This window comes from Vibrio porteresiae DSM 19223, assembly GCF_024347055.1.
GTDB lineage: Bacteria > Pseudomonadota > Gammaproteobacteria > Enterobacterales > Vibrionaceae > Vibrio > Vibrio porteresiae.
The window spans coordinates 1,139,249-1,154,456 of the sequence record NZ_AP024895.1; the positions used below are offsets into that span (position 1 = coordinate 1,139,249).

9 protein-coding genes are annotated in these 15,208 nt (G+C 46.6%); 6 read left to right on the forward strand and 3 right to left on the reverse strand.

Annotated features, from left to right (window positions below; genetic code table 11):
- Nucleotides 1-18 precede the first annotated feature (18 nt).
- Nucleotides 19-1,674 (reverse strand): BCCT family transporter, encoded by a 1,656-nt coding sequence (locus OCV11_RS05360; RefSeq protein WP_261895475.1) that lies wholly within the window; start codon nt 1,672-1,674, stop codon nt 19-21.
- A 132-nt stretch (nt 1,675-1,806) separates the two neighbouring features.
- Nucleotides 1,807-2,757, reverse strand: coding sequence for a sensor domain-containing diguanylate cyclase (locus OCV11_RS05365; protein WP_261895477.1), 951 nt, complete (start codon nt 2,755-2,757; stop codon nt 1,807-1,809).
- Nucleotides 2,758-3,152: 395 nt separating this feature from the next.
- Between OCV11_RS05365 and OCV11_RS05370 the strand changes: the two genes are divergently transcribed.
- The 6 genes from OCV11_RS05370 to OCV11_RS05395 all read left to right on the forward strand — a co-directional run bounded on the left by OCV11_RS05370 (nt 3,153) and on the right by OCV11_RS05395 (nt 13,733).
- Entirely contained in the window at nt 3,153-4,676 is a 1,524-nt protein-coding gene (locus tag OCV11_RS05370) for an EAL domain-containing protein (protein WP_261895479.1), read from the forward strand.
- 129 nt (nt 4,677-4,805) lie between these two features.
- Complete coding sequence (locus tag OCV11_RS05375; RefSeq protein WP_261895481.1) at nt 4,806-8,897, forward strand: CHASE domain-containing hybrid sensor histidine kinase/response regulator; 4,092 nt, start codon at nt 4,806-4,808, stop codon at nt 8,895-8,897.
- A complete protein-coding gene (locus OCV11_RS05380; protein WP_261895482.1) occupies nt 8,887-9,855 on the forward strand; it encodes a diguanylate cyclase domain-containing protein in 969 nt (322 codons plus the stop codon). The genes OCV11_RS05375 and OCV11_RS05380 overlap by 11 nt, the downstream gene beginning before the upstream one ends.
- 170 nt (nt 9,856-10,025) lie before the next feature.
- Entirely contained in the window at nt 10,026-10,631 is a 606-nt protein-coding gene (locus OCV11_RS05385) for a hypothetical protein (protein ID WP_261895483.1), read from the forward strand.
- Between the two features lie 36 nt (nt 10,632-10,667).
- Nucleotides 10,668-11,534 carry an SDR family oxidoreductase gene (locus tag OCV11_RS05390; RefSeq protein ID WP_261895484.1) on the forward strand — a complete coding sequence of 289 codons (867 nt, stop codon included), beginning with the start codon at nt 10,668-10,670 and terminating at the stop codon, nt 11,532-11,534.
- Between the two features lie 282 nt (nt 11,535-11,816).
- Nucleotides 11,817-13,733, forward strand: a complete 1,917-nt coding sequence (locus OCV11_RS05395; protein WP_261895485.1) for a methyl-accepting chemotaxis protein — start codon at nt 11,817-11,819, stop codon at nt 13,731-13,733.
- Between the two features lie 101 nt (nt 13,734-13,834).
- Here OCV11_RS05395 and OCV11_RS05400 read toward each other — a convergent pair whose 3' ends face one another.
- Complete coding sequence (locus OCV11_RS05400; RefSeq protein ID WP_261895487.1) at nt 13,835-15,085, reverse strand: carboxylesterase family protein; 1,251 nt, start codon at nt 15,083-15,085, stop codon at nt 13,835-13,837.
- Nucleotides 15,086-15,208 lie beyond the last annotated feature (123 nt).

The window sequence follows — 15,208 nt, forward strand, 5'->3', positions numbered from 1 at the left end:
AAGGGGCGACTACTGTCTTTATTTCTTTTTCGCTCGCGGTTCACTCATTAAGCCTTTAATCAGTGACACGGTCGCGACCAACAACACTATGGTGAATGGGAAGCCGGTAGCAACTGCCATGGCTTGGGCTGCGGCTAAGCCACCACCTAACATCAGTGCAATGGCGACCAAGCCTTCAAAGGTACACCAGAACACCCGCTGAGGTGTCGGTGCATCGACTTTACCGCCAGCGGCGATGGTGTCGATTACCAAGGAACCCGAGTCGGATGAGGTAATAAAGAACACCACCACCAGTACAATACCGACAAACGAGGTGATGCCATGCCACGGCATCACTTCTAACATGGCAAACAGTTTCAAGGAAAGCTCAGCATTCATCACTGCTTGGTAACCGTCATTGACGTATTGGTTTACCGCTGTGCCGCCAAAGGCGGTCATCCAGAATACACACACGGTCGATGGAATCAGCAGTACGCACACAATGAATTCGCGAACCGTACGACCGCGCGAAACGCGAGCGATAAACATGCCGACAAAAGGTGACCATGAAATCCACCACGCCCAATAGAAGGAGGTCCAACCTTGGGAAAAGTTCACATCTTCTCGGTCAAAGGGCATCGAAAGCGCAGGAATATACTCAATGTAATGCCAAATATTGGTGAAGAAGCTGCTTAGAATGGTGAGAGTTGGGCCTACACACACAATAAACAACAGCAATATCGCCGCCAGCCCCATATTGATTTCGGATAACCGTTTCACTCCACTGTCGAGCCCCGCAAGCACAGATGCCAATGCCATGGCGGAAATAATCAGAATGAGCACCACCTTGGTGGTGTCATTAAGTGGAATACCAAAGAGAAAGTTAAGCCCCGTTGCCGCTTGTGATGCGCCATAACCGAGTGAGGTGGCTAACCCAAACACAGTGGCAACCACCGCCAAAATATCGATGATGTGACCTGTCCAGCCCCAGACGCGTTCGCCAAAGAGGGGATAGAAGACCGAACGCATGGTTAAAGGTAAGCCTTTGTTAAACGAGAAAATGGCTAACCCTAAAGCGAGCAGAGCATAAATTGCCCAAGGATGGAGTGCCCAGTGATAAATGGTTGCTGCCATCCCCAAAGCTTCAGCGGCCTCGGTATTGCCGATGGCGGCTCCCAATGGTGCCCAGTCAGTGCGTACGCCATTTTCCATGGTCGTTCCGGCAAGAGATGTGCTGAAATGAGACATTGGCTCTGATACGCCAAAGAACACCAAGCCAATTCCCATCCCTGCCGCAAACAGCATCGCCAGCCAACCTGAGTAGGAATAATCCGGGGTCGCTTCTGTACCGCCAATCCGCACTCGTCCTAGAGGGGAAAAGATAAGCCCCAGACACACAATCACAAATAGGTCTCCAGAGAGGAGGAAAAACCAGTCTAAGTTGGTGACAATCCACGATTTGAGCGAAGTAAACACCGGTTCAACGTGCTCACGGAATATCAAGGTGGCAAACACGAAGATCACAATGGCTAATCCAGAAATGGCGAAAACGCGGTTGTGAATATCTAACCCAAACGGACCGACGGAAAGTACGACGTTATCTTGACCGACCGTATAGTCGGTATCGATAGGATTAACCTTGCCACTGGGTAATGGGATACCCCCATTGTCGACTTCTTTATCGTCTTGGCTCATAGGCGCCTCTCTTAACAGGTAAAGGGAACTGCCTTAAAGCGTAGAAGAAAACGGCCAAGAGTGAGAAAAATAACCGCTATAAAATCAAAGCGTAGAAAACTGGCATGCAACTAATGTGTGCCAGCGCAACGATCATTTCCCTTTGCACTCGAGCTTTTTGCGGCGTTTTTCTTGATACATGGCTTGATCCGCGCGGTTGAGCAAACTGTCGATGGGGGCTTGTTCCACATCTGGATCGCGAATGATAGTGCCGGAACTAAAGTGAATGGTGAATTGTTCATTTTGCGCTAAGTGGGTCAACTCTTGCTCAAGGCGAGCGGGAATGTCCACTTCACGTTGCAAGCCGTTTAAGGTCATTAACACGCAAAATTCATCGCCGCCTAAACGGGCGATTAAGTCACTACCGCGTACCGAATGACGGAGAGCGGTCGCAAAGAGTCTCAGCGCAAGGTCTCCTTGGCTGTGACCAAATTGGTCATTAATGGTTTTAAAGCCATCGATGTCAAAATAGATCAACACATAGCTCTCTTGATTCTCTATGCAGCGCTCGATAAACGATTCGGTTTTGGCATAAAACCCGCGGCGATTGAGTAGTCCAGTCATATCATCGGTGAGGGCAAGGTCGGCGTGATTAATTTGCAGTTCAAGTAAACGGCTCAGCTCACTTAAGGCGTTGATCTGTTCTTGCGTTAAGTGGCGTGGTTTGCCGTGCATGACACACAGTGCGCCAATGTTCTGTTCTCCATTCACACTGATAGGGAATCCAGCGTAAAACCGAATAAAAGGGTCAGCTTGAACTATTGGGTTGTCAGCAAAACGCGCATCTTTGCTTAGGTCGTTAACAATCAGCGGCTGTAATTGTTGCACGGTGTGGATGGTAAACGAATCGGCAGCATTTATCTCTTCGAGGTCAAAGCCCACCTGAGCTTTAAAATAGAGCTTGTCACCCTCAATTAAACTGACTGTCGCGATATCGGTTTGCGCAATAAACGCCGCAAGCCGAGTAAAACGGACAAATGTCTCTTCGCGGGCTGTCTGAGACGATTGAGAAATCAGTGGTTCTGCCGTGGTTACACCATTCATAGCTGCCTCACCCATAATGGGTTGTACGTTATCATCCGTTGCTTGTGTGCTTTAAAGAGAACGATAAGAAGTGATGCTAACACGCCCAAAACAGCGGAAAATCAGAGCGGAAATTTGTTCTTATACGATAGTAAATCAGCACTTTCTTAGCAATTAATGATAATGATCGTTATAAGATCAAATAGTTACTTGTAACAAGTGTAGTTGCTCCCCTTAAAACTGTTGTAGCAGGAATAAGAAAAAGTGATGTGGGTTGAAAAAATAGAGCTGAGGGGAAAGTCATTGTTGTCAACAAAACCAATTTATTCAATTGGCTAGCTAGTGCATTCAGGATAACTTCTCCTATACTATGGTGGTACACGCCGTTAGATGTTTTGTTAATCTCACAGGAATCTATGTTGCAAAAGTCCAAATATGAGAACTCACGTTTTTTTAGAGCTCGTCTCTATGCCTTTGCTGTTTATCTCATGTTGCTTTTGGCGGGTGGGCAGATGGCCTATCACACGATTACTGATGACGTAGAGCGGCAAGTCAAGCAGAACATCAGCAATATCATTGAGCATATGGACTCTATTTTCCGCCAAGTGGATGAGGCGGGAACCTACATCAACCATTACACCCACCTACCTTGCACTACCTTGCGTCGGATGATGATGATTCGCACCTTAGCGATTCCCAGCGGTTTATCGATGGATCTCAAGCTGCCCAATGGCTATTGCAGCTCTATCGATGGTTTTTCTTTAATGCCAATTCATCCCGAGTCAGATAGAAATCTCTATGTTGCCAAGGGATACATTCAATCTAAGGCGTTGATTTATTCCACTGGTAGCATCACCACGGAACTGAGCGAGCACTATTTTCTCGATCAAATCGACATTCGTCCGTACTTTATGCATTTTCAAATAGGGATTGGGCAGTTAGTTCTGACCATGCCTAATGAGCACGCCAACTTACTCAAAGGGATGACGATTGCATCGGAAAACTATCCTTATTCCATTTCGGTGGATTACGATATCGGTTTGATGCTAAAAGATCTTTACGATGAACTGCTGATTACTGCCCTGTTTTTGTTGTTCTTTCCGTTGGTAGTGAGCTACCAATTTTATAAATTCATGACCTTACCACGCTTTTTGGCACGTGAAATTCGCCACGGTATTCGCGCTGGGCAATTTAAAGCGTATGTACAGCCTATTTTTGCGCAAGATGGATCGTTGGCTGGCGGTGAAGTGTTAGTACGTTGGCATCATCCGAAAAAAGGCATTATCTCGCCTTATGAATTTATTGGTCTAGTCGAACAAGGGCAACTGGCTGCACGGTTGTCGACATCGCTGTTTGCTCAGGTGACTCGACAGCTTAAACCTTATGCTCACCTAGTACGTCATGTGATGCATTTGTCGTTTAACTTAAGTGCCCAGCAGCTGTTTGATCGCACCATTGTGTATGATTGCGTGCGCTTTATTTCCAATATTAATAACGACAACATCAAGCTGGTGTTAGAGCTTACTGAGCGTGAGCAGGTCACCAAAGAAGAGCGGATTTTTGAGATGTACAACGAGTTGTATGCTGCTGGAGTACGCTTTTCTATAGACGATTTTGGTACTGGGCATTCCAGTTTGATTTACCTGCAGATGTTTGAGGTTGATTACATCAAAATTGATAAGCAATTTATTGATTTGATTGGGCAAGATCCGATCTCTAACAATATCGTTAATAACTTATTGGATTTATCACAGCGGTTGGAGATTCCGACCGTAGCGGAAGGAATTGAACAAGTGACACAGCTGCAATATCTCAAGGAGCATGGCGTGGATTATTACCAAGGCTACCTTTTTAGTAAGCCAATTCCGCTCGAGCAATTTATTAGCGAGTGGGTTATCAATCCTCAGCCAGCACAATTACCGATCAGCATCGCACCGTAAGCGAGTCCAAATTTGACACGGTAACGTTCCAATTGGTGGCGTACATCAACAACTTGTACCGCCTTTTTCTCCCTTGCCGTCTACACTCAATATATTCAGCGCATTGTAAAAGCGCGGTTTAGGAGTGATATGGACATTTCATCAGCCGACTTTCGTACCACACAGTCTTCATTAGTGAGAAACCATCGTTACGCCATTTTGCTGTTTTTGGTCGGTTTGGTGGTCACTGCCGCCGTGAATTATTTCACTCTAAGCCTTAATGCCAATCGGATTGATGAGGCGATCAACGAAAAGTTTGACCAACTGATTGAGAAAGTTACCGAGCGTTTTCAGCTCTATCAATATGGGATTCGTGAAGCGCGTACGGCGATTTTGTCTGGCGGTGGTGAAGATGTCACCCGTAAAGAGATGAACCAATTTGGCTCGACATTAAGCCTCAAAGAGTATTTTCCTGGTGCGCGAGGTTTTGGTTTTGTTCGCTGGGTAAAACGAGAAGAGCTTAAATCTTTTATTTATCAGGCCAAATCCGATGACGCTCCGGGGTTCTCGATAAGTCAATATTCACCAAACTTTGGTGACTCTTACATCATTCAATATATGGAACCTGAGTTCTATATGCTCAATGAAAAGGCGATTGGTTTTGATATTGCCTCAGAGCCCAAACGGCGCACCACAGCCGATGCGGCGATGAAAAGCGGGCAAGCGCGAATCACTCCCCCCATTCGCTTGGTAACGAATTCCGGAGGTCAAATCGATTCCCTGCTGATTCTCCTGCCGTTATATCGTGGCGGTGACATTCCTGACACCGAGAGTGAGCGATTAGAAAAAGGATTTGGTTGGATCAACGCCCCGTTAAGTCTTACCGATGTGCTAAAAGACATTACCCCAGATCCCACGAAGCAAATATTGACTATTACCGATGTCACCGATCGGCAAGATGCTGTCTCATTTTATAAAAATAGCCTTGAGGTAGGGCTTTACCCACATGAGCGACCATTGAATATGCTTGGCCGACATTGGCTTTTATCATTGTCGATTACCCCCCAATTTTTAGAGTCGGTTCATCTGCATACCTCTGCAGAAGTGTTTTCTATCGGCTTTGCCGTGAGCGCAATGCTGGCGTTGTTAGTTGCGATGTTTAATGTGCAGCGCAGTAACCGGTCTCGCCTGATCCATGAACAGACCAAATTGCACGCGATCGTCGAAAGCTCTGTCGATGGGATCATTGGTAAGAATCTCGATGGGATTATCATCAGTTGGAACACAGGCGCAGAACAGATCTTTGGCTACACACGGGAAGAAGCAATTGGTCAGCCGCTAAAAAACTTAGTCATTCCCCAAAGATTGCAGTATGAAGAGCGCGATATTCTCGCCAAAATCGCCCATGGTGAAACCATTTCCGCCTTTGAAACCATTCGCCATCGCAAGGATGGAACTGAGTTTCCTGTCTCTGCGACCGTGTCACCTATTTTGTCTTCCACGGGGACTGTGCTTGGCGCGGCAAAAACCGTGCGGGATATCTCGAAGCAAAAGGCCGCAGAAGCCAAAATTCATGAATTGAATGCCAATCTTGAACAGCAGGTGGTGCAGCGTACCGCGCAATTAAATGACCTCAACATTCTGTTTTCCAATGTGTTAAGCGCCGCATCAGAGGTGGCCATCATTGCTGTAGAACCGAGTGGGATTATTAAAGTGTTCAACACAGGCGCAGAAAATATGTTGGGTTATACCAGTGAAGAGATGGTCGATAAACAGCTGCCGGTGGTATTTCACGATGCTGAAGAGATTCGTGAGCGCTGTGCTGCGTTATCCAAAGAGTATGGGCAAGAAGTCTCCGGCATGGATGTGTTTACATTAAAAGCTCGTCTTAATGTGTATGAATCGCTTGAGTGGACATACATTCGTAAAGATGGTCGACGTTTACCGATTAACTTAGTGGTCACGGTGATTCGCGGCAATAACGATGAGATTAATGGCTATTTGGGGATTGCGCGGGATATCTCTGAGCAAAAAAGGTCGGAAAAAGCATTGCGCGATGCCAAAGTAGAGGCAGATGATGCGAACGCTGCTAAGTCTCTGTTTCTCGCCAATATGAGTCATGAAATTCGCACCCCAATGAATGCGGTATTGGGGATGCTGCAGTTGTTGCTTAAAACCACCTTAAGTCAAAAACAGCATGATTTTGCGTCGAAGGCGCGCATGGCCGCCACTTCATTACTCACACTGCTCAATGACATATTGGATTATTCAAAGATTGAGTCTGGTAAGTTAGAAATCGATCCACATCCTTTTGATTTAGAGGGTTTGATGGAGCATTTGGCGGTGGTGATGTCAGGTAACTTACGGGAAAAATCCGTGGAGTTACTGTTTGATTTAGATGAGCAGATTCCGCCCTATTTGCTGGGAGATGAACTGCGTATCCAACAAGTACTGATCAATCTTATTAGTAACGCGATTAAATTTACCGATCAAGGCGAAGTGGTGGTGCGCACGCGGTTGCTCTCTACCCATAATCAACAAGTGCGCGTGATGATTGCGGTGACAGATACTGGTATTGGTATTAGCCCTGAACAACAAGAGCGCATTTTTGATGGCTTTACTCAGGCAGAAGCGTCTATCACACGTCGTTATGGCGGGACGGGTTTAGGGTTGGTTATTTCTCGCCGCCTCATTGAGCTTATGGATGGGGAGCTGCTCGTTGAGAGTGAGCTTGGCAAAGGCAGCCGCTTTTTCTTCGAGTTAACTCTGCCAATTGATTCCTCCAAACCTTGGCAGCCACAATGGTTTGAGCGCCAGCCACGGATTCTGGTGGTGGATGATAACGATGTTGCACGTACTATGGTCGCAGAAAGCTTAGTGCGGTTACATGCACAAGTGGCAGTGGCTCACAGTGGCGTTGAAGCTATCGAGATGATTGAAGCGGCAGATCAACACGAGCAACCCTTTGATTGCCTAATTCTGGATTGGTTAATGCCGCATATGGATGGGGTGGAGCTTGCTCAGCACATTAAACATCAACTTCATTTAAGCAAAAAGCCTAAGGCTATTTTAATTAGCGCGGCAAGCCATGGTGAAATTCCAGTGGTTGACGTCAGTTCACCTTTTGAGGCAACGCTATCGAAACCGGTGACACCGTATCAACTGCTTACCTCGGTCAATGATGTGCTCAATAACCGTCGCAGCAATAATTCCGATTTGGTGACATCAGAACAAGCTGAGCAGATGCCGCTAGTGGGGATGAACGTATTGCTGGTGGAAGATAATGTATTTAACCAAGAGGTTGCTCATGAGCTACTCACTAGTGCAGGAGCGAATGTCACTCTGGCACAAGATGGTCTGCAAGGTGTTAATGCGGTGCTCGATCCACAGCTTCACTTTGATGTGGTGTTGATGGACATGCAAATGCCGACCATGGACGGTTTGACGGCCACAAAAGAGATTCGACAACATGCAGAGTTTGCCACGTTGCCGATTATCGCCATGACTGCCAACGTCAGTGATGAGGATAAAAGCGCCTGTTTAGCGGCTGGGATGAACGCGCATTTAGGAAAACCACTCGATTTTAACTTGGTGCTTGAGACCATTCTTACGCTGACGGGCCATGAACCTTTACTCTCCAGTGCGGGAACTCATTGCGATCCGAGTGACAAATTGCAGCAGGTACTTTCTCGCTTTGGTGGTAATGAGCAGCTTTATCGTAAGTTACTGCAAGGGTTTATGCCGTCGTTTCTCGAATTGAACCAATCTCTTCACCAGGCAATTAATCATCAGCACTGGTCGGAGGTTATGACTATACTTCATACCATGAAGGGGTCAGCGGGTACGGCCGGGTTAGATGAGCTATTTACATGGCTTAAAAACAAAGAAGCTGAATTGAAAAAGGTTGATATTGCTGAGCAAGGCAAAGAGCTGCTGACTGGTGTGGTAGAGACCATCGCCAAACAAGCTGCACAAGAGCATCAAACGCTGATGATGAGTCTGGGGTCAAACGAGAGCATTATGCCAGTGGTTGAGTCTAGCTTAGATGTGCAGAGCGTTTGCATCGAACTGGAAGATTGCCTCTCGACAGGCAATATGAAAGCAATTGAATTGGCAGAGCAATTACAGCGCCATTTTTCAGACAATCAAAGCTATCAGGCGCTGCTGATTGCGGTAGAGAATCTGGAATTTGAGTCCGCTCGGCAATGGTTAACGCAGATAAGGGAAGGTCATGTCACGTAATCGTTTGTTGCAACAGTACATTCAGGAAGGACGTAAGCCAGTATTGTTGGTGGTCGATGATCAACCGATCAATATTCGTGCGATTAATGAAGTGTTCAAAGATGAATTTAATGTACTGATGGCAACTAACGGACGTAGCGGCTTACAAAAAGCCCGTGAGCAGCAACCTGACCTTATTTTGCTTGATATTGTTATGCCTGAAATGGATGGCTATGAAGTATGCCAGCAATTGTCTCTCGACCCTCTTACCACGGATATTCCTGTGATTTTTGTGACTGCAGAAACCGAAGCGAACGTTGAAGCAAGAGGCTTTGAAGTGGGCGCGGTGGATTTTATTACTAAACCGTTTAACCCCTTAATTGTACGTGCTCGTGTGATGACACATCTGACTTTAAAACTGCAGATGGACATCATGAAAGACATGGCCTTGATTGACGGGTTAACGGGGCTCGCGAACCGGCGGCGCTTTGATCAGGCGCTACTAGGGGATTGGAATCTGTGTCAAAGAGAGCAAAAGCCCGTGGCTCTACTGATGCTCGATGTCGATTATTTCAAACGTTACAACGACAGTTATGGGCATCTTGCTGGGGATGAGTGCTTGAAGAGCATCGCGCGTGCGTTGCAAACATCGGTGCGGCGCACGTCGGATATTTGTTGTCGTTACGGTGGGGAAGAGTTCGCTTGTTTACTGCCGTTTACAGATAAGGAGGGGGCGACCTTGTGTGCTGACCATGTGATTGGGGCGGTGAAACAACTCAATATTGCCCATAAATCCTCGGATATTGCTCCTCATGTGACGGTTAGTATCGGTATTGCTGTGCGCACGCCTCATACCGATGTGCAAATTGAGCAGTTAATTCAAGAGGCCGATGAGGCCTTGTATGCCAGTAAACAAAATGGCCGCAACCAGTTTACTGTTTATCGCGCCCCTCCAATTAAAGTGGTTTCTGAAACATAGAATAATGCCGTTTATTGAGAAAATGTTGTAGTTGAGCAACTCTACTTGACCTTTTAGCAACGAGTTTGCTTTCCTCTGTCATAATCTTAAACGTAATTTTTCCGAAACTTGCTTTAAAGCTTTACCATGTTAGCTACATTTATTTGAGAACCATTTCATAGGACATTGTGGTGAAAGTCTCAATTCTTATCGCCAGTGTGCTTTTTGCCTCTGCGGCTCACGCCACTGACGTACCCATCGATGAGCTACGTTTCCCTGATCAACAGCTGCAAAAATGCGTGTTAGCCATGGCGCAGCAGCAAAATATCCATTCAGCACAGGATATGGAGTATCTGCAGTGTGCATTTGAGGGAAATGTCTCGTTGCAAGGCATCAAACAACTCCCAGAATTAAAGTCGCTCGTATTAAGCGGTGGCGAGATTGACGATCTACGCGCCTTAAATCAAATTCCTGCATTACGTGACATGTTGCTTAGTCGGGTCTATTTAAATAAGGTAGAGAAATTAAATAAGCCGGATTTGGATGTGGTGTTTAGCCATGTCACTCTCTCTGATTGGGATGCGTTAGCGAAAGTGCATGTCAGCACCATTTCGATTAAAAGCCCCGGAGTGTGTGCCCAATATCGGCCATTAATGAAAGATAAACGTGTCGCCTTGGTGATAAAAGGTGCCAGCGATAAACAGGTATCAGAAGGGATGCAGCAGGTGTATAACGGAGATAAAAACGTTTTTGTCTCTCTTGATTGCGACCGTGCCGATATCTTAAAACCTCTTTGAGAGACAACGGATACAGATGGAAGATGAGGTAACACCATGGATAAAAAGGTATTACTGGCAGGAGCCACCGGGTATTTGGGCAGTTTTGTTGCGGCCGAATTGTTGAAGCGAGATTACACCGTACGCACAGTGGTACGTGATGCAACTAAGTTAGATGAGAGGGGCATTGTCCCCCATGAGTTACTTGAAGCCGAAGTAACGGAATCACAAACGCTGATCGGGTGCTGTGAGGGCATCGATACCGTGATTTCTACCGTTGGTATTACTCGCCAAAAAGATGGCTTAAGCTACATGGATGTAGATTATCAAGCCAATCTCAATCTCCTTGAGCAAGCGAAAGCCAGCGGAGTCCGTAAATTTATTTATGTCTCGATTTTAGATGGAGAGAAATTACGCAAGGTGTCGCTTTGCAAAGCCAAAGAGCGATTTGTTGAAGCGCTGAAAAACTCAGGGCTAGAGTATACCGTGGTAAGACCCAATGGTTTCTTTTCTGACATGGATGAGTTTTATCATATGGCCGAAACAGGGCGTATTTTTCTGTTTTCTGGCGGCCAGTATAAATCAAACCCTATTCATGGTGCTGACCTTGCCAATTTGGTGGTTGATGCGATAGATACCCCTAAACGTGAAGTCGCCGCAGGAGGACCTGATGTGTTAACCCATCGGCAAATTGCAGAAATGGCTTTCAAGTGTGCGGGTAAGAAACCCACCATCATTTATGTACCAGGTTGGGTTGGCGTTCTCGCCATGGGAGCGAGCCGCTTTTTCACCAGCCGCCATCAATATGGTCCAATCGAATTTTTTATGACCGTGATGTCGCGGGACATGTTGGCTCCACCAAAAGGCCAGTTGCATCTTGAAGAGCATTACCGTGAGTTACATGGTCACTCTGCTAGCAAATAAACCGATTGTTCCCATCTATTAAAGTCAGGCTCGCTGCCTGACGTTCCCCCTTTTGTCGCCAGTGGCGATTTACCCAGCCACTGGATGACATCACCTCTCACTCTAAATAGGTACTTACTAAAATTTGATCTGCATCAAGTTTTAGTGGATGATATTGACCAATTACTCAGGGTTATTTGGCGTGTTATCGAGCTGTTGTACGATAACCGCCCTATAATATGAAAAGCAATTTAATACTTTCAATGTAATAATCCCCTTAACACCTTAATTATTAGGATGTTTATGAGCATTAATCGTAAGTTTATTCTCGGCATCAGCTCGCTTATTTGCCTGTTTGCGATTTTGGTGGTGGCTTATCAAAGCGTGACCAATATCGAGAACGTGACTCTTCAGGCACAAGAGCAGCAAAGTGGCGCGAATCAGGACATCACACGTTTGCTGAATACCACCAATGACATTATGCTGGATCGAGTCAAAAGCAGTATGGCATTACTTAAAGAACGTAGCTTAGCGTTAGGGAAGGCGCAGCTAGGTTCTCGCGTGACCGTCGCTAATCGTCAGGCACCGGACCTGCTGTTTGGCCAAGCATCACAAGCCAATCAATATGAATTAGTGGATCAACTGACCCAAGTGATGGGCGGAACAGCGACGCTGTTTGCCCGAGATGGTGACCAGTTTGTTCGTGTTTCAACCAACGTGAAAAAAGATGGACAACGCAGTATCGGCACCGTGTTAGCGCCGACCGGTAAGGCGATGCGTGCGATTAACGCTGGCCAACCGTTTTACGGTGAAGTGGACATTTTGGGCAAACCTTATATCGCCGGTTATGAGCCGATTTTTGATGGCAATAATGTGATCGGTATTTGGTATGTCGGTTACTCGGCAGACATGCAGAGTATTGCTGAAGCGATTCAAGAGTCACGCATTTTACAACAAGGTTTTGTCGCACTGTACGATGCTAAAGACCAAATGCGCATGCACTCAAGCCATGTTTCGGACCAAACCGTTCAACAAGCCCTGCAAGACAGTGCTGCGTGGCATGTTAAAAAAGCAGAGTTTACGCCATGGGGTTATCAAATCGTAACAGCTTATTCGAATGCTGAAGTGAGTGAACAAATCTGGGCTGAGTCACTACGCAGTGCCGGTTTAATCCTCGTCAGTGGTTTAGTGCTGATCCTGTTTAACTCTTGGTTAGTCAACCGCATTGTTGGTAAACCTTTGGCTGTGTTTGTGCAAGCCATTGAAGATATTGCCCAAGGGGAAGGGGATTTGACCCAACGCTTTGCCATTACCACGCAAGACGAATTGGGCAAAATGGCGCACGGCTTTAACTTATTGCTCAGTCGTATCCAGCAAACGATTAAAGAAGCCAAGCAAGCAGCAAACGAAGTGGCAAGTTCAACAGAGCGTTTGTTAGGCTTGGCGAGCCAATCTCACCATGCTTCTGCTGAGCAGACCAAAGAGACCGAGCAAGTGGCTGCTGCATCACACGAATTGAGTCTGTCTGCCCAAGAAGTGGCGCGTAATACGGCGGATGCGGAAGTCTTTGCGCGTCAAGCGAATGACGATGTACGCCAAGTGGGTGATACATTGAGTCAAACCGTTGCCAATATTCGCCGTCAGGCACATGACATTGAAGCGTCAAGTGCAGCGGTAGGGGAATTGGTTGATGCGGGTAATCAAATTAGCCGCGTGTTGGCGGTGATTCGTGAGATTGCTGAGCAAACCAACTTGTTAGCGCTGAACGCCTCGATTGAAGCGGCGCGCGCGGGGGCTCATGGGCGTGGTTTTGCTGTGGTAGCGGATGAGGTACGTTCGTTGGCTAGTCGCACGCAATCTTCTACCGAAGAGATCCGCGGTATGATTGAACGTATTCAGCACAGCGGTCAACGTGCGTCAGCCCAGATGAACAGTAATCAGCAAGCAGCGCGCGATAATGCAACCCAAGCCCAAACGGCTGACGAAGTGTTAAAAACGGTATTGACTGCGGTGGACCGAATTTCTCAGTTGAATATTGAGATTGCCAGTTCGGTAGAGCAGCAGCGCTTAGTGGCTGCTGATGTCAGCAAAAACGTTGACCATATTCGTCAAAGCAGCAGTGAAAACTTGGCGTATAGCAGTGAAACCACCCAAGCGTGTGAATCACTAGCTCAGTTGGCGCAGCAATTAAGTGACCAGCTTAAACATTACAAAGTGTAGAGCGGTTTAGCATTGATATATCGAGACAGTCTCACGGTATTGTCTCCATAGAAAGGGCGCATTGCGCCCTTTTCTCATTGTTGTCGTTGGTGTGTACGGATTCATCTGTGTTGCTGATAGACCCACTCAATGATCTTAGGATTATTTAGGGTTGGAACCCATGAGAAGTGGTTGAGTGGCACATGCGATGCTGCCATTTCTTGATCGGAATAGAGCGTGTGGTGATTGGCTTTCGCGCCTTGCTTTTGCAAAATATCAAACATCATGATCGAAGTGTACGGCGTACAGATACGATCGTTTTGAGCTTGGGCAAACCAAATAGGAACGCCGGTGATGTTGGTGTCTGACAGGGCGTTTTCCATCTCTTGATAGCTAGACTCGTAATCCTCTTCAGCTAGGCGAAGTGCACTGATTGGCGCATCGAAGCGATAGGCAAGATGATACTTATCAGACAAGGGAACGATGGTATCTTTCGCTGCAATGATCACCGCTGCCGCAAACAGTTTGGGGTATTGCATGATAAAACGCAGCCCTGCACCGCCACCTGATGACGCGCCAGAGATATAAATTCGTTTTGTGTCGATAAGTTTGGCGTTAACTAGACTTTGGATGAGCTCATATTGAGCGGTATTGTAGCGCTGCATTTGGGCAAATTGGTCTGGAATGTCGGCGATACCAAAGCTGTAATTCTCAGGAAATTGAACCGACAACACAGCGGTTGGATGACCACTTTCCACCCATGCTGTCGCGCCGCGATTGGCTTCAAGATTGGCTCTAGGATAGGAAGAGGCAAGCACTTCACCACCACCGTGTTCCCACACCATCAAAGGTGCAGGCTGAGCATCTTTGGGCAAATAGAGCCAATAGGATAGGGTGGTTCCATCTTTGGCGACAAACTGATGTTGCACAAAGTCATCCACACTGCGGATGTGTGTCTTATAGACCAAATGGGAGGTGGTTAGTTGCGCTAAGTTGCTGTCCACCTCAATACCGAGCAAGCCTTTGGTATCAAAATCCTGTACATCGACGACTAAGGATTTTCCCACCCAATCGATGTGGGTAACCGGAAGTTCTACGCGTCGATTGGGTGAGTTGTGCTCTTTTGCACTCTGGCCGTCATGAAATGTCCCAACCAATTTGAGCTTAAGTCCAGCTAAGGTTTGAGGTTGTAGCGGCTGTGCAAATTGATATTCAATTCGATCGAATCGCTTACCTTGGTCACCGATATACCACTGCGCGGTCACCGAGTTTAGCGCATTGGTTGTCGTATCTAAGTTGGCGTGAGAAACACAGCCTGTTAGGGAAAGCAGCACAGTGCTGGATAACAACAAAAGTGAAGATTTAAACGTCATTAGAATCTCTATCATACCTGCCGAGATTTTCTAGGTTAATCAATAATATTGCAGCTGACTTTTCCCGTGATCACATTTCGCAGCCATTTAACTTGATGCTTACTTGGCTAGATAGATCAGTCT

Bases quoted from the DNA above. Each gene is read 5' to 3' on its own strand.
- OCV11_RS05360 (WP_261895475.1), bottom strand. From the start codon at position 1,674: ATGAGCCAAGACGATAAAGAAGTCGACAATGGGGGTATCCCATTACCC.
- OCV11_RS05365 (WP_261895477.1), bottom strand. From the start codon at position 2,757: ATGAATGGTGTAACCACGGCAGAACCACTGATTTCTCAATCGTCTCAG.
- OCV11_RS05370 (WP_261895479.1), top strand. From the start codon at position 3,153: ATGTTGCAAAAGTCCAAATATGAGAACTCACGTTTTTTTAGAGCTCGT.
- OCV11_RS05375 (WP_261895481.1), top strand. From the start codon at position 4,806: ATGGACATTTCATCAGCCGACTTTCGTACCACACAGTCTTCATTAGTG.
- OCV11_RS05380 (WP_261895482.1), top strand. From the start codon at position 8,887: ATGTCACGTAATCGTTTGTTGCAACAGTACATTCAGGAAGGACGTAAG.
- OCV11_RS05390 (WP_261895484.1), top strand. From the start codon at position 10,668: ATGGATAAAAAGGTATTACTGGCAGGAGCCACCGGGTATTTGGGCAGT.
- OCV11_RS05395 (WP_261895485.1), top strand. From the start codon at position 11,817: ATGAGCATTAATCGTAAGTTTATTCTCGGCATCAGCTCGCTTATTTGC.
- OCV11_RS05400 (WP_261895487.1), bottom strand. From the start codon at position 15,085: ATGACGTTTAAATCTTCACTTTTGTTGTTATCCAGCACTGTGCTGCTT.